Genomic DNA, 22,467 nt, shown 5'->3' with positions numbered 1-22,467 from the left:
GACCGACGCGGTACCGCCGCCCTACTTCACTTCTTCTTGGTCCGGGTGGCGCCACCCCGCCCGCGCAGCGTCACCCCGGCCTCCGACAGCACTCTGTGGATGAATCCGTAGGAACGGCCGGTGCTATCGGCCAGCGCCCGGATGCTGGCCCCCTTCTCGTACTTCTTCTTCAAGTCGGTGGCGAGCTTTTCGCGCGTGGCACCGGTGATCCGCGCGCCTTTCTTGAGGTCAGCCACGTTGTCCGCCTTCCTTCGCGAGTGGCGGGGCCACGGGTGGCCCCTACCGCCGCAATGATCGAACACCGCCGCCCGAAATGCCAGACGAGATGTCCCGAAAGCCCGCCCGGGGGGCGCTCACCGTCGATGCGGGTCCGGGAACCCAGCGTGATCCGGCAAAACAAGATCCCAGCAAAACGGCCAATTTCAGGCGAGCTGAACGAGTTCCAGGTACTCCGCGGACCAGTGGTCCTCGGTCCCGTCTGGGAGCAGGATCACCCGCTCGGGTTCCAACGCCTCCACCGCGCCGGGGTCGTGCGTGACCAGCACGACCGCCCCGGAGTAGCGGCGCAGCGCGTCCAGCACCTGCTCGCGGCTGGCCGGGTCGAGGTTGTTGGTCGGCTCGTCGAGCAGCAGCACGTTCGCCGCGCTGGAGACCAGGCCCGCCAGCGCCAGCCGGGTCTTCTCGCCGCCCGAGAGGGTGCCCGCGGGCTGATCCAGCTGCTCGCCCGCGAACAGGAAGGTGCCCAGCAGCGAGCGCAGCTGCTGCTCCTGGGTGTCCGGGGCGGCGTGCCGGATGTTCGCCCACACGCTGGCGTTGTGGTCGAGGGTCTCGTGCTCCTGCGCGTAGTAGCCCAGCCGCAGCCCGTGCCCGGCGACCACGCCGCCGGAGTCCGGTTTCTCCATGCCGCCCAGCAGCCGCAGCAGGGTGGTCTTGCCCGCGCCGTTGAGACCCAGGATGACCACCCGGGAGCCCTTGTCGATGGCCAGGTCGACCCCGGTGAAGATCTCCAGCGAGCCGTAGGACTTGCTCAGCCCCTCGGCCATCAGCGGCGTCTTGCCGCACGGCGCGGGCTCCGGGAAGCGGATCTTGGCGACCTTGTCCGCCTGGCGCACCTCGTCCAGGCCGGAGACCAGCTTCTCCGCCCGCTTGATCATGTTCTGCGCGGCGACCGCCTTGGTGGCCTTGGCGCGCATCTTGTCGGCCTGGGCCATCAGCACCGAGGCCTTCTTCTCCGCGTTGGCCCGCTCGCGCCTGCGCCGCTTCTCGTCGGCGGCGCGCGCGTCCAGGTAGCGCTGCCAGCCCATGTTGTAGACGTCGACCTCGCCGCGGGTGGCGTCCAGGAACCACACCTTGTTCACCACGTCGGCGAGCAGCTCCACATCGTGGCTGATCACGATCAGGCCGCCGTTGTGGCTCTTGAGGAAGCCGCGCAGCCAGGAGATGGAGTCCGCGTCCAGGTGGTTGGTCGGCTCGTCGAGCAGCAGGATCGTGCCTGCCCCGCCGCCGGCGCCCGCGTCGGAGGCGGCGAACAGGATGCGCGCCAGCTCCACCCGGCGACGCTGGCCGCCGGACAGGGTGCGCAGCGGCTGGGCCAGCACCCGGTCGGCCAGGCCCAGGTTGGAGCAGATCCGCGCCGACTCGCTCTCCGCGGCGTACCCGCCGAGCGAGGAGAACCGCTCCTCCAGCCTGCCGTACTTGCGCACCGCCTTGTCGCGCACCGACTCGTCGGCGTGCTCGGCCATCGCGGTCTGCGCCTTCTCCATGTCGCGCAGCAGCTCGTCGAGCCCGCGAGCGGAGAGCACCCGGTCCTTGGCGGTGACCGACAGGTCGCCCTCGCGCGGGTCCTGCGGCAGGTAGCCCAGCTCGCCGGTGCGGCGCAGCTCGCCCCCGTACGGCTCGCCCTCGCCCGCGAGCACGCGCAGCGTGGTGGTCTTGCCCGCGCCGTTGCGGCCGACCAGGCCGATGCGGTCGCCCGGCTGGACGCGCAGGGTGGCGCCGGAGAGCAGGATGCGCGAGCCCGCGCGCAGTTCCAGGTCAGTGACGGTGATCAAGGGAAGCTCCGTGGTTGGCGTGGTCGGGGCAGGCGTCGGCGGCCCGCGCGCCATGGCACGCGAGCCCGGCCGCCCGTCAGGCGGTGCGGATCACGCCGTCGAACCGGGTTCCGTCGAAGAGGACCACCACACCAGTCTACCGAGCCCCCGCGAGCCGTTTCCCGACGTCTCGCCGGTTGGCTAGGGTCACGCGGATGAGCGGTGACCTGACGGGGCGAACGGCGCTGGTCACGGGGGCCAGCCGGGGTATCGGGCTGGCCATCGCCACGGCGCTGGCCAGGGCGGGCGCGGCGGTGTCGGTGTCCGGACGCAGGCCGGAGCCGTTGGCCGCCGCGGCGGCGTCCGTGCGGGCAGCGGTGCCGGGGGCACGGGTGCTGGCGGTCACGGGCAACACCGGGCGAGACGCGGAGCGGGCGGAGGTGGTCTCGCGGACGGTGGCGGAGCTGGGCGGGTTGGACATCCTGGTCAACAACACCGGCATCAACCCGGTCGCGGGGCCGCTGGTCGAGATGGACCTGGACGCCGTACGCAAGATCTTCGACACCAACGTGGTGGCGGCGTTGGGGTATGTGCAGCTGGCCTACCGGGCGTGGATGGGCGAGCACGGGGGCTCGGTGGTGAACATCGCGTCGGTGGCGGGGCTGCGGTCGTCGGGGGTGATCGCCGCCTACGGGGCCAGCAAGGCGGCGCTGATCCGGCTGACGGAGGAGCTGGCGTGGCAGCTGGCGCCGGGGATCCGGGTGAACGCGGTGGCGCCCGCGGTGGTGCGGACACGGTTCGCGGCGTCGTTGTATGTGGGGCGGGAGGCGGAGGCTTCGGCGGCGTACCCGATGGGGCGGTTGGGGACCCCTGCGGATGTGGCGGAGCTGGTGGCGTTCCTGGTGTCGGACCGGGCGTCGTGGATCACCGGGGAGACGGTGCGGGTGGATGGGGGGCTGCTCGCGACGGGGACGCTCGGGTGAGGGCTCCTGGTCCGCGGGCTCGTTGGGGCTCGCGGGTGGGGATGCAGACCCGTTCCTGGGCGAGTCCAGGTTGCTTGACGCGCTCGGCTACCGCTGTGGGCGGGGCCGCCAGGCTGGGGGCGGCCGAACGCGCCAGGTGAGCGGCACTCTGTCGGGGCATGTCGGGCGTGGCGCATGGACTATGGGCCAGCGCCTCGGTGGGCCGGCGGACGTGCGCGCGGCGAGACGACGATCCTGGTGCGGGCAGCGGGCGCGCTGGTGCGTCGCACGCTGGGGTACGGCTCGCGGCGCGCTGGGCGGGTTCGCCCAGCGCGCCGGTGTCAGCTCGTGGGGGCGGGCTGGGTGGTCGGGGCCGCGCTGGTGGTGGACGGGGCCGGGGGTGCCTGGGTCGGGTTGGGCCGGTTCTGGCGGCCGGGCTGGTTGCCGTGCCACGGGCCGGGCCCGCCGCGGTGGAAGCCGGGGCCGGGGCCGCGGTCGCCGCCGGGGCCGAACCGGGCGACACCGGGCCGGTTGTCGCGGTCGGTGGTGTGGCCGATGGCGTAGCCGGTGATGCCGCCGACGAGCAGCAGCGCCACCCCGGCGAGCGAGGCGACGAGCAGGTTCACCGTCCGCTTCGGCGCCTTCTCGGCGGCGACCGGCTGAACGGGCTGAACGGGCTCGGCGGGTGGCGGCGGTGCCGGTGGGACGACGGGCGGCTCACTAGCCAACGGCTGAGTGGGCTGCGCGCCTTCCGATGGGGACGGGGCGTCGTTCATACCGCGCAGTGTCCTCCCGGAACCTGTGCTTCCCCTGTGAACCCCTTCACCGGAATTTCACCCCATCGAGCACTGGTCCGAAATCCGCGCCCCTGCTACCCCCTACTTCCGAGCAGCCCCCACCCATCCCGGGGGGACAGCCCCGCTCCATTTTATCGGGCGGGGGTGCCGGGGCGGTAGAAGTGGATCTTGAAAATGGTCGGGCTGTGGATAACTTTTGTCGCTGGGACGGGTGATGTTTTCGGTGTGATCATGGGGTGAGCCGGGGATCGGGCCGATTGTGGGCGCCGGGGCGGAAATCGGTTCTCAGTCCCGGATGACGATCTCCACGGCGAACGCCCGCTCGGCCGCGTCCTCCAGGACGGAGCGGCGCGGCTCGGGGACGTCCAGCACGCGGGCGCCTGCCAGAGCGAAGACGGGCGCGAGGCGACGGTCGGCGCGCAAGGTGTCCAGCGCGGCACGATCACCACCGAGCACCACGGCATCCAACTCGCCGACGCGACCGCCGAGCACCTCCACCACATCCCGCGCCGCCGCCTCCAACGCCTGCCGCGCCTGCCCTTCCCGCCGCCGCGCGAACCGCTGCTGCGACCAACCGCCTGCGGCGCTCCGCCCGTGCACGAGATGACGATCGGTGCGGGACAGGACGACCTTGCCCGCCTCCGCGATCCCGAGACTGTGCCCACCGAGCCGCACCAACAACAACCCGACCCGGCGCGGCATGGCGAGATGCGCGACCAACGCGGACACATCCAACCCCGCTGTCTCGCCCACTTCCCGCAACGGCGGGAACGGCACACCGGCGGTCGCGGTCGCTCCGTCTGCCGCTGTGGCAACGACTTCCTCGGCTCCGACGACCGTCCGCACCACTCCGTCGTGCCGCTCGGCGAACCGGTCGAACCATCCCGACACCCGCCCGGCCTCGACCTCCACGGCCCGCCCACCGCCTGCGACCGCCCGCCCGTTGCCCATACCCATAGACGCTACGACCTGGTCCCATCCGGGTGATTTCCCGGCCTCCGCTCCGCTGTCCCTGCCCTGACCTGCGGGCTGGTTATCCACAGTCCCGGAATCTGTCCACAGGCCCTTCGCACCCTCTTTGACCTGCGCCTATACCCGATAGAATGGCGTCAGGGCCAGCCCCCGGGAGGGTGGGGCCTTGTCCTGGGGCGAGTGCAGCGGAGCAGCGAGCTTGGGCGGGAAACAGGTAGCCGCCCCCAGCCGGGAGCTTGGGTTCTAGGAGTCGTCGCAACACCCCAGTTCAGGGGATGCGATGGACTTCGAGGTCCGGGACCGGTCGATCAATCAGGGCCGGCGTCTGACGCGCGAGCGCGAGGCCTATCTTGCGCTCGTGGGTCAGGGCGTGAGCAGCCGGGAAGCATGCAGGATCGTCGGGATCAACGTTCGGACCGGCAAACGCTGGCGCAACGGCAGTAACCCGACGAATGGCAGAGCAGGGGCGCCGCCGATCACCTCGGCGGCGCCTTCTGTTGTACGGGGCCGGTTCCTTGACGAGGACGAGCGCATCGTCATCGCCGATCGCCGGCGCGCAGGTGCCACGATCGGTCAGATCGCGGCCGAGCTGGACCGTGATCCCGCCACGATCAGCCGGGAGCTGCGACGCAACGCCCATCCCGGTAGCGGGGACTACCGGCCTCACGCAGCCCAGCGGCGTGCCCAGTCACGACGGCCGCGCCCGAAGACCGGCAAGATCGCCGCGAACCCCGAACTGCGGCAGATCGTCCAGGACGGTCTGGACCTGCGGTGGAGCCCGGAACAGATCGTGCGACGCTTGCGCCGGGACTTCCCCGACCGGCCGGAGCTGCACGTGGTGCACGAAACGATCTACCAGGCCCTCTACGTCCAAGGGCGTGGTGAACTGCGCCGCGAGCTCGCCGCCGCCTTGCGCACCGGCCGGGCACTACGCCGCCCACGCCGCCACACCCAGCAGCGCGTTCCGCGGATGGCCGCGCCGATGGTCATGATCAGCGAACGGCCCGCCGAGGCCGACGACCGCGCGGTGCCAGGACATTGGGAAGGTGACTTGATCATCGGCAAGGACGGCAAGTCCGCCATCGGCACCCTGGTCGAACGCGCTACCCGCTACGTCCTGCTCGTGCACCTGCCCCACGGACGCACCTCCGACGTCGTCCGCGACGCCCTCATCGACACCATGAACGGCTTGCCCGAACATCTGGCCAGGTCACTGACCTGGGACCAAGGCGCCGAAATGGCAAGCCACGCCGCGTTCACCATCGCCACCGACATCCCGGTCTACTTCTGCGACCCGCACAGCCCCTGGCAACGCGGAAGCAACGAGAACACCAACGGCCTGCTGCGCCAATACCTCCCCAAAGGCACAGACCTCTCCGTCCACAACCGCGAACACCTCGACGCAGTCGCCGTCCAACTCAACGGCCGCCCACGCAAAACGCTCGGCTGGGACACCCCAGCCGAGCGTCTCGCTACCCTGCTGACCGACGCCAGCTAACCACTCGTGTTGCGACGACCCCTAGAAACCGCCGAGGGGCTGGGGGCGGCTGGTCGGAAGAGCGTCAGGGGGTTGGGGGGAGGTAGCCGTAGACGTGCAGGGAGACGGCTCGGATCGAGCCTGTGTCGCCTGCCGTGGTGTCCACTGCCTTGTAGGTCCAGTCGCCGTCTGCCTGGGTCGTGGTGAACAGGGACAGGGGGGACGCCGGGCGCCAGGTGCCGGTGAAGGGGGCGTCGACGTAGGTGACCTTGGTGAAGTCCTTGGTGGCGGTGTCGTCGAAGAGGACCTGGCAGTAGTTCTTACCGGAGCCGCCGTTGCCGTTGTGCAGGGTGGCGATGCGGCCGTCCGGGGAGGTCAGGGTGCCGACCAGGTCGCCGACGTAGGTGTGGTCGATGCCGTTCGTGGTGGTGTTGGGGACGGCGCTGCACGTGGTGCCGTCGATGGCGAAGGTCACCCGGGAGGCGTGGCCGACGCCGGTGACCGGGATCGTCACCGAGGCACCCAGGGGGTTGGCGTCCGGGATGCGGACCGGGGCGCCGGTGTAGGCGAAGTCGCGGGCGGTCGGGGAAGGGCGGCCGATCTGGATGGGGAACGACGCGCGGGTCGGGGAGGCGGCGGCCGCGAAGCTGACCTTGGCGTCCAGGATGATCGGGGTGCCGACCGGGTGGGTGGGCGGGACGAAGAGGGTGAACTGACGGGTCACCGTCTGTCCCTTTTGGACGGTGCCGTAGCTCGCCGAACGCGGACCCGGTGCTACGCCCGGGGTCGGGGAGGTGAGGACGACGCTGGTGGAGACCGCGTCGGCGTCGCCGGTGTTGGTGACCGGGAGGGTGACCAGGACCGAGTCGCCCGGGTCGATGTAGGTGTCGCCGTCGGCCGGGACCGCGGTGGGGGTCTGGGCCTGGGCGCGCGGTTGCGGGCTGGCGCCGGTCCAGTCGAGGACGCGGTCGGCGAGCAGGATGCCCGCGCCGCTGCGGCCGTCCCAGCCGGGTGGGCCGAGGTCGACCGCGGTCCTGGTCAGCGCCTCGCGGACGTCCGCGGGGGCCAGGCCGGGGTTGCCGGACAGCACGAGCGCGGCGATGGCGGCCGCGTGCGGGGCGGCGGCGGAGGTGCCGTAGAACGGGTCGAAGCCGTCCACGCTGGTGCGCACGCCGTCGGCGGCGGTGAGGTCGGGCTTGTGGCGCAGTTCGCCGCCGGTCGCGGCCACGTTGCCTGGCGTGATCGGGGTGCCGTCGGCCTGGTAGAAGACGCGGCGCGGGCCGTCGGAGGAGAACCGTTCCAGGGCCGAGGTCGCGGAGAACGAGTTGGGCCACGGGCCGGTCGGGTTGGCCGGGTCACCGGGTTCGAGGTCGAACGGCAGCGCCTTGTCGGCCGGGGCCGCGGCCACGCTGAACGCGTCGCGGGCGGCGGAGTGGCCCAGGGTCACGCCCGGGGTGCTGAACGCCTTGAGGCCGCCGCTGTCGACGAACCGACCGCGTAACGCGGACAGGGACAGGTAGCGGTTCTGCCCCGAGTACTTCACGATCGCGACCCGCAGACCCTTGGGCGGCTGCGAGGACGTCTGCAACAGCTCGGTCGGATCCTGGCTGCCGTCCTGCACGTCCTGGCTGAACTGCACCACGTTGCCCGCGGCGTCGAGCAGGTACAGGTCGTAGTCGTCGGCGGCGTGGCCGAGCGGGTCGGACCAGAACAGGGTGATCGGGAGCCGCGCGGCGGAGTAGTCCGACAGCGGCTCGTAGATCTGCACGGCGCTGGACGGGTCGAAGTCGTGCGCGCTGCCGACGAACTTGCCGACGGTACGGCCGGAGTCGACGAAGTCGCCCTCCCAGTGCGCGGCAGTGCCGTCGCCGGTGTTGCCCTCGTTGCCCGCGGAAGAGAAGTAGAGCGCGCCGTCGGCGGTGACGTCGTTGACCGCCTGGGCGATCACGCCGTCCTGGAACGGGGACTCGGCGAAGTAGAGGACGTCATCGACGATGACATCGCAGTGCCGGTCGTGGCGCAGCGCGCGGATGTTGTCGGCGAAGCCGGCCTCGCCGTTGAACGCGGAGGCGAAGCCGAGGTCGGCGCCGGGCGCGACGTCGTGCAGGATCTCCAGCATCGCGGTGCCCTCGTCACCCTCGCCCGCCTGGGTGGGCAGCACGTCGACATCGGGCAGCTCGCCCGCGGCCTGCGAGGCGCGCAGCGAGTCGACACCGTCGGACAGCGCGCAGATCTTCACGCCCACGCCGGTGACGCCGAAGTGGCTACGCGCGACGTCGGCGCTGTGCGCGCGGTCGCCCTCGCTGGTGAGCGGGGCTGCGGACCGCTGCTGCACGGCGGCGCGGACGCGCGCAGCGATGCGGGCTTCCTTCTGCTGCTTGGTCTCCACCTTCGCGGGCGCCGCGGCGGGACTGGTCTCGCGCGCGGTGATCGCCCCGGACGCGGCGCTCACCTTGCGCACGTCGGCGCGGCCCGCGATGCCGGTCAGCGCACCGAACGGGACCTCGGCCCGGACGGAGCCGACCGTGGTGGACACGGCCCGGATCCCCGCGCCCGCCTTGGTGAGCGTGGCCAGCAGGTCGTCGGAGACCTTGGTGGCGGAGATGTCCACCAGCACCGTGTCGGCGCGGGAGGTCTTGACCCCGGTCTGCAGCCGGGGGGTCGCGGCCGCGGCGGAGCGGTCCCGGCGGAGCCGCTGCTCGACCACGAGCTTACTATCCAGTTTGGACTCTGCCTTGCCCAGCCCCTGCTTGAACCGCTGCAACGCGGCGATCTGCCTTGCCGCGTTGTCCTGTGCGGATCCCGCTCCCGGCAACGGTTGTTGTGCGGTCGCGGGGGTCACCGCGCCCAACACCAGCGCGAGCACCCCCACTCCCGCGACCGCCGCCTGGGCACGTCTGGACAAGCGTCTCGGTACGGACGATCGCACGTGTCCTCCCCCGTTCGCGCGTGCCCCGACCCACGCCGCCCTCTGCCGGAGGAGCCTCCGGCTCGGGCCAAACTAGGGTTCACGCTAACGGGGTGGCATCAGCCGATCGAGTGAGCTTTACCAAGCTATTGGTGACACTCGGTATTTTCTTACCGTGCTTTCTTACAGCACGAACGCGTCCGACCAGAACTGCCCGGTACGGCCGGAGAGTGCCTCCAGCAGGGTGGCCGCCTGCCCGTCGGCCAACGACGCCACGAAGTCGATCACCGCCCGGCCGCGCGCGAGCGCCAGCAGCGCTGCGGGCCCCTCCGGGATCTCCCCGGTGGCACCGACAAGCGCCGTCGGGTGTTCCTCCGCGAGCCTGCTGTACTCACCGCGGGCCAACTCGACCAGGTCGTGCAGCCGACGCGGCAGCCGGTCCGCCTCATAGCGGTCGCTGAGCCATTGCTCCAACGCCTCGACCAGTTTCGTGAGCAGCCGCGCCTGCCCGCGCTGGTGCAGCGCGAGATCGGGACGCAACAGGACGAAACGCCGGTGCACGAACTTGAGCACCTGCACCTCGTGCCACTGCTGGGGCGCGAGCAGCACATGCCCGGACCGCGTGGGCGGCTGCTCCAGAACGTGCATCCCCTCGACGAGCCTGGCGGTCCACCCGGCGGAGAACCTCCCGAACGCCTGCTCCGCGGCGACCGAACCGTCGAACGGCATGGCCAGGAGATCGTCGACCAGTTCGGCCCGGACCCGCGAGACGGCGGCGGCGAACGCGTCGTCGTCGACCATCCAGGAGTCCCGCGCGTGCAGCCGCCGCCGCAGCCGTTCCAGCGACTGCCCCGGCCTGCGCGCGGCGGCCAGCTCGTCCTCGTCCATCTTGCCGAACTCGGCGCGGTCCGCCTCCCACTGGCCGAGTTCCGCGGAGACCGGCGCGTGCTGCAGGACGCCGATGCGGTGGAAGTCCTCCAGATCGTGGATCGCGTAGGCGATGTCGTCGGCGTTGTCCATCACCGACGCCTCGATGGTCTGCTGCCACGGTTCGAGCGCGCCTGCGAGCGTGCGGGCCTCGACGAGGTCGTCGAGCTCGGTGACGTAGGCGGAGAACTTGCTGGACCCGGTCCCCGGGAAGTCACTCGGCTCGGCGGCACCGCGCGGCGGGTCGGGGAGGGTGCGGGGGTGCGGGGTCGGGTGGGAGAGGCGGGTCCAGGGGTACTTGAGGGTGGCGGCCCGGATGGCGGCGGTGAGATCGAGACCGGCGGCACGGGGACCACGGGTGTCGATGGTGGTGATGATCCGGAAACTCTGGGCGTTGCCTTCGAAACCGTCGGGGAGACCGAACCGGTGGCGGGCGAGGCGGTCCAGGACCTGCTCGCCGAGGTGACCGAACGGCGGGTGACCCAGGTCGTGGGCGAGGGCCGCGGCTTCCACGACGTCGGGATCGCAGCCGCCCAGGCGTTCGACGACGGGGTTGTTCTTGACGCGCTCGGCTATGGCGCGGGCCACCTGGGCGACCTTGAGACTGTGGGTGAGGCGGTTGTGCAGTAGACCGGAGCCGCTGGCGCTGACCACCTGGGTGACACCGCCGAGGCGGGCGAAGAAGGGGGAGGCGACGATGCGGTCGCGGTCGGCGCGGAAGGGGGTGGGGGCCAGGTCGCCCAACGAAGGAGTGCCGTCGCGGCGGGTTGTGCGGGGGTCGGTGGGCGACATGAGGGGAGCCTAGGGGGTGGCGCGAGTGGCGGCAGGGTGCGGGGTTTGTCGCAGGCGACCGCCGCAGGGTCCCTGGCCACGAGCAGGAACGGGATCCCGTTCGGCTGGCGGGATGGCTGCCGTTGTCGGTCAGGTTTGTTGTGCGGGGTGTCGGGGCGCGGGATGCGGTCGTTGGCGCTGATTGGTTCCTTCCCCGTGGCTAGTGGTGCGACTCAGGACGTCGGCCGTGTATCGGCGGGTCCAGACGCGGTCGACGTTCTGAGTCGCACCACTACGTTGTCCGCATGGATGTCGTGGTGGTGGGGTCCGGGCCTGCTGGACGGGCTGTCGCGTATGCGTGTGCTCGGCGAGGGTTCGACGTCGGCCTGGTCGGCCCCCCGACCGGCTGGCCCGCCACCTACGGCATCTGGTCCGACCAGGAACACGCCCTCCCGCCAGGCTCCGGACTGACCCGGGCCACCGCGGTCCACGCCTCCGGCCGCCTGCTCGCCCGTGGCTACTCCATCCTCGACAACCCCTCCGTCCTCCGCTCCTTCGCCCACCCCGCCATCCACCCCATCGACGACCAGGCCACGGCCGCCCGCTACGGCAGGCAAGGCGCCACCGTCCTTCTCAAGTCCGGACAGCGACTCGCCTGCGCGGTGGTCATCGACGCGAGTGGCGAGCGCCGGGTCCTCTCCGGCGGACCGGCCAAGGGGCAACGGATAGAGCAAACGGCCTACGGGGTCGTAGTGCGTTCCGAGGACGCCGAGGCGCATGTCCAGTCGGGTGAGGCGGTGTTCATGGAGTGGGGACCGGACGCAAGCTTTCTTTATGCGGTTCCGCTCTCGGATGGGCGCACCCTCCTGGAGGAGACGTCGCTCGCGGCGAGGCCCGGGGTTTCGTGGGAAGTGTTGCGGGACAGGTTGCGGTGCCGTATCGGACATGTCGAGCCGTTGGCCGAGGAGCGGGTCCGGTTCTCCGTGAACTCTCGACCGACACCCGTGTGGCACAGCGGTTCCGTGCCGTTCGGAGTAGCGGCGGGCATGGTTCACCCCGCCACCGGCTACAGCGTCGGTGACGCGCTCGCGGTCGCGCCGGGAGTGGCGGCGGCGATCGGTGACAACCTCGATACCAGCCCGGAAGCCGCCGCGGAAGCGGCCAGGCGGGTGATCTGGTCGCCCGCCGCGCGGGTCGTGCATCGGTTGCGGCGCTACGGGTTGCGGGCACTGCTGGCCATGTCGCCGGGGCAGCTCAGCACGTTCTTCCAGGTGTTTTTCGAGCTGCCGGACCAGCTGCAGCGGACGTTCCTCAGCGGGCGGGAGGACGTCCGGGGCACGGCTGCCGCGATGGTCGAGGTGTTCGGTGCGGTTCCGTGGGAGATTCGCGGGAAGCTGGCGCTTTCGCGGTATTCCTCACCACGGTGACGGTGTACGGTACGACCGTCGTTATCGAGAACACGGCTGGGTGAACAGATGGTGACTAACTATCACCTTCGCGGGTCCCCTTGGCACCATGACAGGGTGACCGTCGCGCCGGACGTCAGCTTCGCGTTTCAGCCGTTGCTCAGTACCCGTACCGGTGAACCGATCGCCGTCGAGGCGCTCGCCCGTCCCCGGACCGGTGCCGTCTACGATCTTCTCCGCGCCGCCGGGAAGGCGGGGCGGTTGATCGAGACCGACATCTCGCTCGCCAGCCGGGCCGTGCTCGCCTCCGCCCGACAAGAGCCGCCGCTGCCGCTGCACATCAACATCGTCGCCGCGACCGCGGCCGCGAGTGCCGACCTGGTGCGGTTCCTGCGCCCCGCGCTCGCGCAGACCCGCAGGCGGCCGTCCGACATCGTGCTGGAGATCACGCCGCCGTTCAGCCGGGTGCACCGGGGCAACCTGATCCGCGGGCTGGACGCGCTGCGCGAGGACGGGTACGGGATCGCGTTCGACGGGCTCGGGGATGGCGACCTGCCGCTCTCGCTGCTCGCCGATGTCGGGCCGGACCTGGTCAAGATCGACCCGCGACTGGTGGGCGGGCTGCCCGACGACGCGGCCGCGCTGGCCGTGGTCGAGTGCCTGGCGCAGTACTGCACCCGCACCGGGATCCGGCTCGCCGCGGTCGGGGTGGAGTCGGAGGAGCAGCTGCTCTGCCTGAACCGGCTGGGCGTGCGGCTGGCGCAGGGCAACCTGCTGGCGGGCGAGTCCCGCTCCGGCGGCATCAGCCTGCCGCTGCCCCGCCCGGTCGCCGAGATCATCGAGCTGAACGCGACCACCGGCGCGGCCACCGTGCCGCTGGTGTCCGACTTCCTGCGCCCGGCCACGATCATGGACCAGGGCGCGACCGCCGAGGAGGCGCGCGACACGTTCGCGCAGAACCCGCAGGTCAGCACCGTGGTGCTGGTCGACGCGGAGGGCAGGCCGGTGGTCTCGCTGCTGCGCAGCCGGTTCCTGCTGGCGGTCACCGGCCTCTACGGGCACGCGCTCAACGCCAAGAAGCCCGCGGTGCGGCACGGTGACATGGTGCGCGCCATCCGCGCCGACGCCACCTGCCTGCAGCTGCTCGACCTGGTCGGCGATGTGGACTGGGACCGGCAGGGCGACGAGGTCGTGGTGGTCGACGCGGACCGGGTCTGCGTCGGGGTGGCCCGGCTCTCCGAGGTGGTCCGCGGCATCGCCGAGGCCAAGATCGAGCAGGCCGCCGCGCTCAACCCGCTGACCCGGCTGCCCGGCAGCGAGGCGGTGGACCGGGAGATCGACCGGCGCATCCAGCACGCCGAGATGTTCGTGGTGGCCTGGCTGGACGTGGACTCCTTCAAGCTGGTGAACGACACCGTCGGGTTCGCCGCCGGGGACGACCTGATCCGGCACATCGGGCACGCGCTGGCCGAGGCCGAGCGGGACCTGCGCGGCACCCGGGTGGCACACGTCGGCGGCGACGACTTCCTCATCGTCACCGACCTGGACGAGATCGCCACCCTGGCGAGCAGGCTGGTGGACCGGCGGTGGGTCACCGAGAACATGACCGTCAGCGTGTCGCTGGCCTCGCTGGTCTGCGGGGTCGGCTCGGTCGGCAGCTACCGGGACGCCTCCCGGCTGCTCGCACCGCTGAAGAAACAGGCCAAGGCCGTGCCCGGGTCCAGCTGGGTGCTCGGCCGTCCGGGCAGCGACCGGGTCGAGGTGCTGCGCGGCTCCCGCGCCCAGCACGCCCGGGTGGGATAACGCGCGGAATCTTCACCGGTCCGCCACTCGGCGTCCGCGCACCCCGGTGTTCCCTGGGGTCGGAAGTGGACGGTCGACGAGGAGGCACCGTGGCGGGTGCGCGTTGGTGGCTGCCCTACGCCCTGCTGCCGGTCGGGTGGGTGCCGCTGGTCGCGCTCGGCCTGTATCTCGACGCTCGGTCGCTGGTGCTGATTCTCGGGGTGCCGCTCACGCTGTTCACCGGCAGTCTCACGGCCACCCGCGCCCGTCGGCACGGCTGGCGGCACATGGTGGTGGGGCTTGTCGCGACGGTCACGGTGGCGGCGGCGACGCTGCTCCCCCAGTGGTCGGCGGTGTACGCGCGGGTCTACTTCGCACTGCACCGCGCCGACTTCGCCGGTGCCGCCACGCTGGTCGAGTCTCCAGGGTGGATGGACGTCATCCCGCGCGAGCGCCGCGAACTGCCCGACCCGCTGGACGATCTGTCCACCACCGGCGACATCTACACCGTCGGCTACGACCGCGCCCACCCCGCGTGGTTCCTCAACCGGTCCAAAGACGACCCCGAGTACGCGCGCGGCTTCGTCCACCTCGACGGCGATCCCGACCAACAGATAGACCTCCATGGATTCCCGGTCCACCCATCTTTTGAACTAGGCGATGGCTGGTGGTGGGTGCAGAGCCATTGAGTCCCACCACCCGCCCCCACTTCCCGCCCGGCATCGTTCCCGATCCGGCAACCGCACAGTCACCGATGGAGCCCAAGCGTCGCGGGCATCCGACTACAAAGGCAGTTCGGCGCGGTTGCGGACCCCGAGTTTCCGGTAGAGGCGGGTGAGGTTGGCCTCCACCGCCTTCACCGACAGGTGCAGGGCGGCGGCGATCTGCCGGTTGGTGGCGCCATCCCGGAGCTGGTCGAGGATCCGGTGCTCCAACTCGGACAGTGGCGCGTCCGGCGCGTCCACTTTGGCCACCTCCTGGGCGACGCGCTCCACCCATGGCAGGCACCCGGCGGCGGTGTAGCGGTTCAGCGCCTCCGCCAGGGCGTCACGGGCGGCGGCCTTGCGGCGCGAGCGGCGTTCCAGCACGCCCAGGGTGAACCAGGCGCGGGCCAGCTCCAGCGGGTACGGGTGGGACTTGGGGATGGCGGCGCGCAGGGCGTCCGCGCCGCCGCGCGGGTCGCCGGTGATCGCGGCGAGCACCGCGGCGGCACGGTCCAGCCCGAGGGTGATCACCGTGCGGCCCTGGGCGGCGACCCGGGCGCGGGCGTCGCGCAGGGTCTCCGCGGCCTGGTCGGTGCCGCCCGACCAGGCCAGCGACTCGACCAGGTCGGCGTCCACCAGGAACAGCGCGGGGTCCGGGAAGCCGATGTCGTGCAAGGTCCGTCGGCAGATCCCGAGCAACCGGGCCGCCGCGCGAAAGTCCCCCTGCAGGAAGGCGACCCGACCGCGTAAACCGTTGGCGTAGGCGGCCCACTCGCTGTCGCGGGCCTGCTCGTCGGCCGCCGCGGCGCGCTCCAGCAGCGTGGTCGCCTCGGCGAGGCCGCCGGTGTTCAGCTCGGCGATGGCCCGCATGGTCAGGCCGACGCCCGGGTGCCGGTCGACGTCCACCCGCAGCCGCGCGCCGAGCAGGGCGGTGCGGCGGACGTCGGCGCAGCGGCCCGCGCGCTCGTAGGCGGAGGTCAGCGAGTACAGCACCATGATCTCGTCGCGGACCCGGCCCGCCACCTCGGTCTCGTGCCGCAGCCGCTCCAGCAGCTCCACCGCGCGGGAGGTGGCGCCCCGGCGCAGGCTGATCACCGCCAGGTAGAGCCGGGAGAACACCACCGACTCGGACAGCGGCAGGTCGGCGGTGTGCCGCTCCAGCCTGCCGAGCAGGTCCGACTCGACCTCGGGCCCGGCGGTGGCGGCGAACGGGATGCGCATGATCAGCGCCCGGGTGGACAGGTCCGGGTCACCCGCGCGCGCGGCCAGCTCGTCTGCCTCGTCCAGCAGCGCCTGCACCTCGGCGAGGTGCCCGAGGTTGGTGCCGACCTCGGCGCGGCGCAGCACGACCGCCGCGCGCAGGCCCGGGTCGTCGCCCGCGTCGGCGGCGACCTCGTCGAGCAGCCCGGTGACGGCCACGATGTCGCGGCCCGCGAGGTCGAACAGCTGCAACCGCGCCCACGCGCGGGTCGCGCCGGTGGCCGTGCGGATCACCGCGCGGCACAGGTCAGCGGCGGTATCGGTGAGTCCGGCGTCGGTGGCGGCACGCGCGGCGGCCAGCAGCCGCTCCCCGCGCGGTCCGGCCGCGGGCGTGCGGTGCGCGGCAAGTCTCAGCAGGTCGGCGGCGGTCGCCGGGGCGCCGCGCGCGGTGGCCAGCCGAGCGGCCTCGACCAGCTCACCCGCGATCGGCGCGTCCGGCCTCGGCGTGGCCAGCGCGCGGTGCCGGGCCCGTTCGATCGGGTCGGTGACCACGGCCGCCATCGCCGCGTGCGCGGCCATCCGCTGCTCCGGCGTGGCCGCCGCGGACACGATCTCCCCCAGCAACGGATGCCCGAACCGCAACGCACCGTCCTGGTCGGCCACCAACACCCCGGTGGCACGGGCGGCGGCGAGCCCGGGGTCGCCCAGGGGTAACAGATCGAGCCCAGGCCGAACGGCCACGGTCACCAGCCGCAGCACCTCCCAAGCCTGCTCGGGCAGCTCCGCCAACCGGTCACCGACCAGCTCACGCAGCCGATCCGGCACCGGTAACGGCTCATCCGCCCCGACCGTGCCATGCCGGACCAGGGCACGCCCCAGCTCCAGCGCGTAGAACGGATTCCCGCCACTGGCCCGCGCCACCCGCGCGATGATGTCCGGCTGCAACGGCTGCTCCAACCGCGTACGCAGCAACTCGGCGGTGGTCTCCTCGTCCAACCCGGACACCTCGACCTCGACCGCGGGCGCCGGGACCAGGTCGGTACGCGTCGGCCCACCATCAGCACGCTCGGCCACCAACACCCGCACCGGATGCTCAGCCAGCCTGCGCGCCGCAAACGCAAGCACATCCGCACTCGCCGCATCCAGCCACTGCGCGTCGTCGATGACCAACAACACCGACCCACGCTCGGTGAGCCCCCGCAGCAGATCGACCACGGCCAACCGCAACGCCAACGGATCAACCGGCCGATCCGGCGCCGCCCGCAACAACGCCGCATCGAGCGCGGCCCTCAAATGCGCGGGCAACCGCACCCCGGACGTCCCCAACACCTTGGCGAACAGATCGAACAGGGCCACATACGGCAACCCCCGATCAGCCACCGCGGGCGAGGTGCGCAGCACCAGCTCCACACCGGACTCCCCCACCAGCCTCTCGACCAGCAGCGACTTCCCGATCCCCCCAGCCCCGAACAACACCACCCCGCCCCCGTCGACCAACCCCACCCGCCCACGAGCGATCACCGAGGCCCGCCCAAGAACCGGAGTCAGCGCCGACATGCCCGAGAACGTACCCAACCACCAACACGCTGTGCTTGTTGGCTCGGCTTCGCCTCGCGGCTCGATCGCTTTCAGCCGGTCTCTTCCCACCCGATCCCGTGCGGCCCGGGGGGCCGAACGGGATCGGGTGGGAAGAGACCGGCGCGATCTCGCGGTGGGGGGAGGGGGTTGGGGGGGAAGGGGGGGAAGAGAGAGGAGGGTGTCTCGACTACCCAGAACCCCAGGGCCCATTGCCCCGTTCTCCGGCAGTGCCGCCGCCGGAGAACGGGGGCAAAGAGAACTATCCGATACTCACGTCATCAACCAGGAAGTTGGTCGCCAGGTACGCGTCTTCCACCCCGGCGAACCGCAACGTCACCGTCTGTCCCCGGTAGGCGGACAGATCCAGCACCCGCTGCACATACCCGGTCCCCGCGTTCGCGTTGGAGTACGTGGTCAACGTCGTCCCGTTGACCTGCACCCGCAGTACGTCGTAGGCCGTGCTGCCGGTCTCCTGCGTAGTGATCTTCAACCAGTACCGCAGAGTAGGCGTCCCCGTGGACGGCACGGCGACCTGCTGGCTGATCGACTCGCTCGCGGTGCTGCCATTGCCCAACAGCCACGCGTAGTACGAACCACCATGCGGCGTCTGCTGGGTGTTGTTGGTGACCACCGCGGACTCGTTCCAGCCGGTCTGGCCGGACTCGAAGTCACCGTTGCGGACCGCGTTGCCGGTCGGCGGCGTGGTCGTGGTGGTCGTGGTGGTGGTCGGGTTGGTCGGGCCGGTCGGGCTCGTGGTGCTCGTCGGACGGGTGGTGGTCGTGGTGGGCGGCGGCAGTGCCGTGCCCACACTCACCGCGGCCCACGCGACGCTGACCAGGTACCGCTCCTGGCTGCCGGACCCGTACAGGTCGGCGGCGGCCTGCAGGGTCGCGGTGCGCGCCCCGGAGTAGTTCGTGGTCGACGTCATGTAGGTGCTCAGCGCCCGGTAGAAGATCGCCGCGGCCTTGTCCCGACCGACGCCCGCAAACGTGGTGCCATTGCAGGTACCACCGTTGTGCGAGAGCCCACCGATGGTCTTCGCACCGGTGCCCTCGGACGCCAGGTAGAACCAGCGGTTGCCGATGCCCGAGGAGTAGTGCACGTCGACCGAGCCCGCGCTGCTGTTCCAGCAGCCGAGGCTGCTGCCGTCGGCGGCGGGGTTGTCCATGCGCCGGAAGTACCCGGTGGGCATGCGCAGCTTCTCGCCGATGTAGTAGTCACCCGGGTCGTTGGGGTTGTTCGCGGAGAACTCGACCATGGTGCCGAAGATGTCGCTGGCGGACTCGTTGAGGCCGCCGGACTCGCCGGAGTAGTTGAGGTTCGCCGTGGCCGCGGTGACGCCGTGGGTCATCTCGTGGCCGACCACGTCGATCTGGGTCAGCGGGGTGTTCCCGTTCTGCGAGCTGCCATCGCCGAAGACCATGCAGAAGCAGGAGTCGTCGTAGAAGGCGTTGAGCAGGCCGGATCCGATGTGGACGTACATCGTGTGGCCCTGGCCGTTGTTGCGGATGCCGTTGCGGCCGTAGGTGTTCTTGTAGAAGTCCCAGGTCTTCGCCAGGCCGTAGTACGCGTCCACGGCGATGGTCTGGCGGTTGCTGAGCTGGCCGTTGCCCCACACGTTGTCGGCGTCGGTGTAGGCGGTGGCGCGGGAGGACGGGCTGTTCTCCGAGCCGCCGTTGCCGTCGAGCACCCGGGTGTTGCCGCGGGTGGTGTCGGTCAGGGTGTAGTTGCCCGCGCTGCCGCTGGTGGAGATGTCCACCGTGCCGACGTGGTAGCCGTTGCCGGTGGCCTGGTGCCGCTTCTCATAGCGGTCGAGCAGCGCGCCGGTGGCCGCGTCGGTGACCACGACCTCCGCGCCGCCGCCCTCGACGGTGGTGCGGTAGGCCAGGACCGGCTTGCGGTTGACCGCGTAGACGACCAGCTCGGGCTTCGCCGTGCCGGTCTTGTTCTCCGCGGTCAGCGCGGGCGCCGCGGCGGCGGCCTTGGGGGCCGCGATCGCGGGGGTGACCGTCGGGACGTTGATCGTCTCGCCGGTCGCCTTGTCGGTGGTGCTGATCCGGCCGTCCGCGGCGCGGTGCACCACGATGTCGCCGCCGACCACCGGCAGCGCGTCGTAGGTACGGTCGTAGCGGACGTGCCGGGTGCCGTCGTTGTCCACGACGACGTCCTTGGCGACGAGCTTCTCCTTGGCGCCCAGGCCGAGCGCGCGGGCGGTCGAGTCGGCTTCCGCGCCTGCGCGGTCCAACTCGGACGCCCGTGCCTGCGGGCTCAGCGCCTTGGCGCCGCGGGTGGGCTGGTCCTGCGCAGCGCCCGCCGATGAGGCGGTCACCCCGATGACCACGCCCGCCGCGGCGGTCGCCACCGCGGTCGCGGCAGCGACCACAGCCTTGCGTGACATGTCGTTTCTCCTTCACCGGCCCGGAAGGACAGGGGACCCGGCGTGCCTCGCGGCACGACACGGGCAAACGGGCCGGTGCGTGGAAACTAGGTGTCACATGGCGAACGGTGAATATTACAAAGGGATGGGCAAGGGTTGCTCAAGGGTGGGTATCCGGTTGGTATGGCACCCCTTGACCATCCCGTTCGCACTACTCCACGGTGACGCTCTTGGCCAGGTTGCGCGGCTTGTCGATGTCGCGGCCCAGCGCGGTGGCGGTGTGGTAGGCGAGCAGCTGCAAGGGGACGGTGAGCAGGATCGGATCCAGCTCCGGCTCGCCGCGCGGCACCCGGATCACCTCGTCGGCCAGCCCGTCCGGCAGGTCGGCGTTGGTGACCGCGATGACCGGGCCGCCGCGGGCGCGGATCTGCTCGATGGTGCCGATGTTCTTGGCCAGCAGCTCGTCCTCCGGCACGATCACCACGCTGGGCATCTCGGCGTCGATCAGCGCCAGCGGGCCGTGCTTGAGCTCGGCGGACTGGTAGGCCTCGGCGTGCACGTAGGAGATCTCCTTGAGCTTCTGCGCCCCCTCGCGGGCCACCGGCCAGCCGCGCACCCGGCCAAGGAAGAACATGTGCCGGGCGTGCGCGAACCGCTTGGCGATCCGCTCCACCTCGGACTCCCCGGCCAGGATCTCGTCGACCCGCTCGGGCAACGCGCGCAGCCCGGTCACGATCCGCTGCCCGGCGGCCGCGCTCAGGTCGCGCACCCGGCCCAGCAGCAGCGCCAGCATGGCGAACGAGACGGTCATGTTGGTCAGCGCCTTGGTGGAGGCCACCGACACCTCGGGACCGGCGTGCAGGAACACGCCGCTGCCGCACTCGCGGGCGATCGCGCTGCCGACCACGTTGACCGCGCCGATCACCAGCCCGCCCTTGCGGCGCAGCTCCTGCACCGCGGCCAGGGTGTCCAGGGTCTCGCCGGACTGGGAGATCGCCACGTAAAGGGCGTCCGGGTCGACCACCGGGTTGCGGTAGCGGAACTCCGAGGCGGGCTCGGCGTCGGCCGGGATCCTGGCCAGCTCCTCCACCAGCGTGGCGCCCATCTGACCGGCGTAGTAGGCCGAGCCGCAGCCGAGGAACTTGACCCGCTTCACCGCGCGCAGCGCCATCGGGTCCAGCCCGAGACCACCCAGGTGCGCGGTGGCGAACCGCTCGTCCAGCCGCCCGCGCAGCGCCCGCGCGATCGCCTCCGGCTGCTCGTACATCTCCTTGCGCATGAAGTCGCTGTGCCCGCCGAGCTCGTAGTCGTCGGCGACCAGGTCGACGGTGGTGGGCTCCTTGCTGGTGCGCCGCGAGTCCAGGGTGGACGTACGGTACGCGCCTGCGGACACCGTGGCCAGCTCACCGTCGTCGAGGAACACCACCCGCTGGGTGTGGTGCACCAGCGCGGCCACGTCCGAGGCGACGAACATCTCGCCGTCGCCCACGCCCAGCACGATCGGGCTGCCGTTGCGGGCGACCACCAGCTCGTCCGGGCGGGTACGGTCCAGCACGACCAGGCCGTAGGTGCCCTCCACCCCGCGCAGCGCCGCCCGCACCGCGTCCTCCAGGCTGGGCGCGGTGGCCAGCTCGGCGGCGATCAGGTGCGCCAGCGCCTCGGTGTCGGTCTCGGACACCAGCTCGACACCGTCCGCGACCAGCTTGGCGCGCAGCTGCTCGGCGTTCTCGATGATGCCGTTGTGCACCACCGCGATCCGGCCCTCGGCGTCCAGATGCGGGTGCGCGTTGCGGTCCGACGGCTCGCCGTGGGTTGCCCAACGGGTGTGCGCGATGCCCACGGTGGCCGGGCTCGGCGCCGACTCGGCCAGCCGCTCACGCAGGTCGCGGACCCGGCCCGCGGCCTTGGTCACGGTGATCCGGCCGCGGCGCAGCACCGCCACCCCGGCCGAGTCGTAGCCCCGGTACTCCAGCCGGTGCAGCCCCTCGACCAGCACGGGCGTGGCCACCCGACTCCCGATGTACCCGACGATCCCACACACAGGCGGCTCCCTCAGCCAGTAGAAGTTGTTTCCGGGTCGACCCGGGTCTCACCCGTAGACCAGCCTGCGCAGCTGCCGCTCGCTCAGCGGCGGCGCGGCCACCGGCCGGGCGGCCAGCTCGGCGCGCAGCAACGCCCAGATCTCGGCGTTGCGGTGCTGCCCGCGGCGCAGCTCCCCGTGCCTGCGCCGCACGTACTGCTCGACGGTCTCCCCGAAATAGGCCACGACATCGGCCACGACACGGGCGGCCACCTCGGGCGGCAGCCCGGTGGTGCCCACTACATGCCGGACCAGATCCGACGGCGGTGACTCGGTCACGCCAGACCCTGACACCTTGACGGCCGAGAGAGCAAGCTCTGTGCCCGATATCGGGCAGTGTTTGTTGGCTCGGCTTCGCCTCGCGGCGGGATCGCCTTTAGCCGGTCTCTTCCCACCCGATCCCGTTCGGCCCCCCGGGCCGCACGGGATCGGGTGGGAAGAGACCGGCGCGATCCCGCGTGGTGGTCCAGTTGGGGGTGGCTGGGGTGGGGGTGGC

The 22,467-nt window shown here is 71.5% G+C and carries 15 protein-coding genes; 5 read left to right on the top strand and 10 right to left on the bottom strand.

Annotated features, from left to right (window positions below; genetic code table 11):
- Positions 1 to 26 precede the first annotated feature (26 nt).
- Both C503_RS0102855 and C503_RS0102850 read right to left on the bottom strand, forming a co-directional pair.
- Positions 27 to 236 (bottom strand): helix-turn-helix domain-containing protein, encoded by a 210-nt coding sequence (locus C503_RS0102855; RefSeq protein WP_018680689.1) that lies wholly within the window; start codon positions 234 to 236, stop codon positions 27 to 29.
- A 186-nt stretch (positions 237 to 422) separates the two neighbouring features.
- The gene (locus tag C503_RS0102850) at positions 423 to 2,051 is read right to left on the bottom strand and encodes an ABC-F family ATP-binding cassette domain-containing protein (RefSeq protein ID WP_018680688.1); all 1,629 of its coding nucleotides are present in this window, start codon (positions 2,049 to 2,051) and stop codon (positions 423 to 425) included.
- 194 nt (positions 2,052 to 2,245) lie between these two features.
- On the opposite strand from C503_RS0102850, the gene C503_RS0102845 reads away from it, so the two are divergent.
- Complete coding sequence (locus tag C503_RS0102845; protein WP_018680687.1) at positions 2,246 to 3,013, top strand: SDR family oxidoreductase; 768 nt, start codon at positions 2,246 to 2,248, stop codon at positions 3,011 to 3,013.
- A gap of 320 nt (positions 3,014 to 3,333) precedes the next feature.
- On the opposite strand, the gene C503_RS0102840 is transcribed toward C503_RS0102845, so the two are convergent.
- The gene (locus tag C503_RS0102840) at positions 3,334 to 3,768 is read right to left on the bottom strand and encodes a hypothetical protein (protein WP_156892935.1); all 435 of its coding nucleotides are present in this window, start codon (positions 3,766 to 3,768) and stop codon (positions 3,334 to 3,336) included.
- A gap of 306 nt (positions 3,769 to 4,074) precedes the next feature.
- Positions 4,075 to 4,740: an acVLRF1 family peptidyl-tRNA hydrolase gene (locus C503_RS0102835; protein ID WP_018680685.1), complete on the bottom strand. Its 666-nt coding sequence runs from the start codon at positions 4,738 to 4,740 to the stop codon at positions 4,075 to 4,077.
- Between the two features lie 301 nt (positions 4,741 to 5,041).
- On the opposite strand from C503_RS0102835, the gene C503_RS0102830 reads away from it, so the two are divergent.
- On the top strand, positions 5,042 to 6,259 hold the full coding sequence (locus C503_RS0102830) for an IS30 family transposase (protein WP_018680684.1): 1,218 nt from the start codon (positions 5,042 to 5,044) through the stop codon (positions 6,257 to 6,259).
- A 64-nt stretch (positions 6,260 to 6,323) separates the two neighbouring features.
- Here C503_RS0102830 and C503_RS0102825 read toward each other — a convergent pair whose 3' ends face one another.
- Both C503_RS0102825 and C503_RS0102820 read right to left on the bottom strand, forming a co-directional pair.
- Positions 6,324 to 9,143 (bottom strand): S8 family serine peptidase, encoded by a 2,820-nt coding sequence (locus tag C503_RS0102825; protein WP_425393497.1) that lies wholly within the window; start codon positions 9,141 to 9,143, stop codon positions 6,324 to 6,326.
- Between the two features lie 186 nt (positions 9,144 to 9,329).
- A complete protein-coding gene (locus C503_RS0102820; RefSeq protein WP_026315917.1) occupies positions 9,330 to 10,865 on the bottom strand; it encodes a deoxyguanosinetriphosphate triphosphohydrolase family protein in 1,536 nt (511 codons plus the stop codon).
- Positions 10,866 to 11,149: 284 nt separating this feature from the next.
- On the opposite strand from C503_RS0102820, the gene C503_RS0102815 reads away from it, so the two are divergent.
- From C503_RS0102815 to C503_RS0102805, 3 genes are all read left to right on the top strand, one after another.
- Positions 11,150 to 12,271, top strand: a complete 1,122-nt coding sequence (locus tag C503_RS0102815) for a lycopene cyclase family protein (protein WP_018680681.1) — start codon at positions 11,150 to 11,152, stop codon at positions 12,269 to 12,271.
- A 96-nt stretch (positions 12,272 to 12,367) separates the two neighbouring features.
- A complete protein-coding gene (locus tag C503_RS0102810) occupies positions 12,368 to 14,053 on the top strand; it encodes a bifunctional diguanylate cyclase/phosphodiesterase (RefSeq protein WP_018680680.1) in 1,686 nt (561 codons plus the stop codon).
- 89 nt (positions 14,054 to 14,142) lie between these two features.
- Positions 14,143 to 14,721: a hypothetical protein gene (locus C503_RS0102805; protein ID WP_018680679.1), complete on the top strand. Its 579-nt coding sequence runs from the start codon at positions 14,143 to 14,145 to the stop codon at positions 14,719 to 14,721.
- 93 nt (positions 14,722 to 14,814) lie between these two features.
- On the opposite strand, the gene C503_RS0102800 is transcribed toward C503_RS0102805, so the two are convergent.
- The 4 genes from C503_RS0102800 to C503_RS0102785 all read right to left on the bottom strand — a co-directional run bounded on the left by C503_RS0102800 (position 14,815) and on the right by C503_RS0102785 (position 22,250).
- Entirely contained in the window at positions 14,815 to 17,493 is a 2,679-nt protein-coding gene (locus C503_RS0102800) for an AAA family ATPase (RefSeq protein ID WP_169514486.1), read from the bottom strand.
- A 280-nt stretch (positions 17,494 to 17,773) separates the two neighbouring features.
- On the bottom strand, positions 17,774 to 19,912 hold the full coding sequence (locus tag C503_RS0102795; RefSeq protein WP_018680677.1) for a M4 family metallopeptidase: 2,139 nt from the start codon (positions 19,910 to 19,912) through the stop codon (positions 17,774 to 17,776).
- A gap of 190 nt (positions 19,913 to 20,102) precedes the next feature.
- Positions 20,103 to 21,932 carry a glutamine--fructose-6-phosphate transaminase (isomerizing) gene (glmS, locus tag C503_RS0102790; protein WP_018680676.1) on the bottom strand — a complete coding sequence of 610 codons (1,830 nt, stop codon included), beginning with the start codon at positions 21,930 to 21,932 and terminating at the stop codon, positions 20,103 to 20,105.
- Positions 21,933 to 21,980: 48 nt separating this feature from the next.
- Positions 21,981 to 22,250, bottom strand: a complete 270-nt coding sequence (locus tag C503_RS0102785) for a hypothetical protein (protein ID WP_018680675.1) — start codon at positions 22,248 to 22,250, stop codon at positions 21,981 to 21,983.
- Positions 22,251 to 22,467 lie beyond the last annotated feature (217 nt).

The sequence above is a fragment of the Actinokineospora enzanensis DSM 44649 genome (assembly GCF_000374445.1).
Classification (GTDB): domain Bacteria; phylum Actinomycetota; class Actinomycetes; order Mycobacteriales; family Pseudonocardiaceae; genus Actinokineospora; species Actinokineospora enzanensis.
Note: the sequence above shows the minus strand (reverse complement) of the source record. Positions and strands in the feature narration are given on the sequence as shown.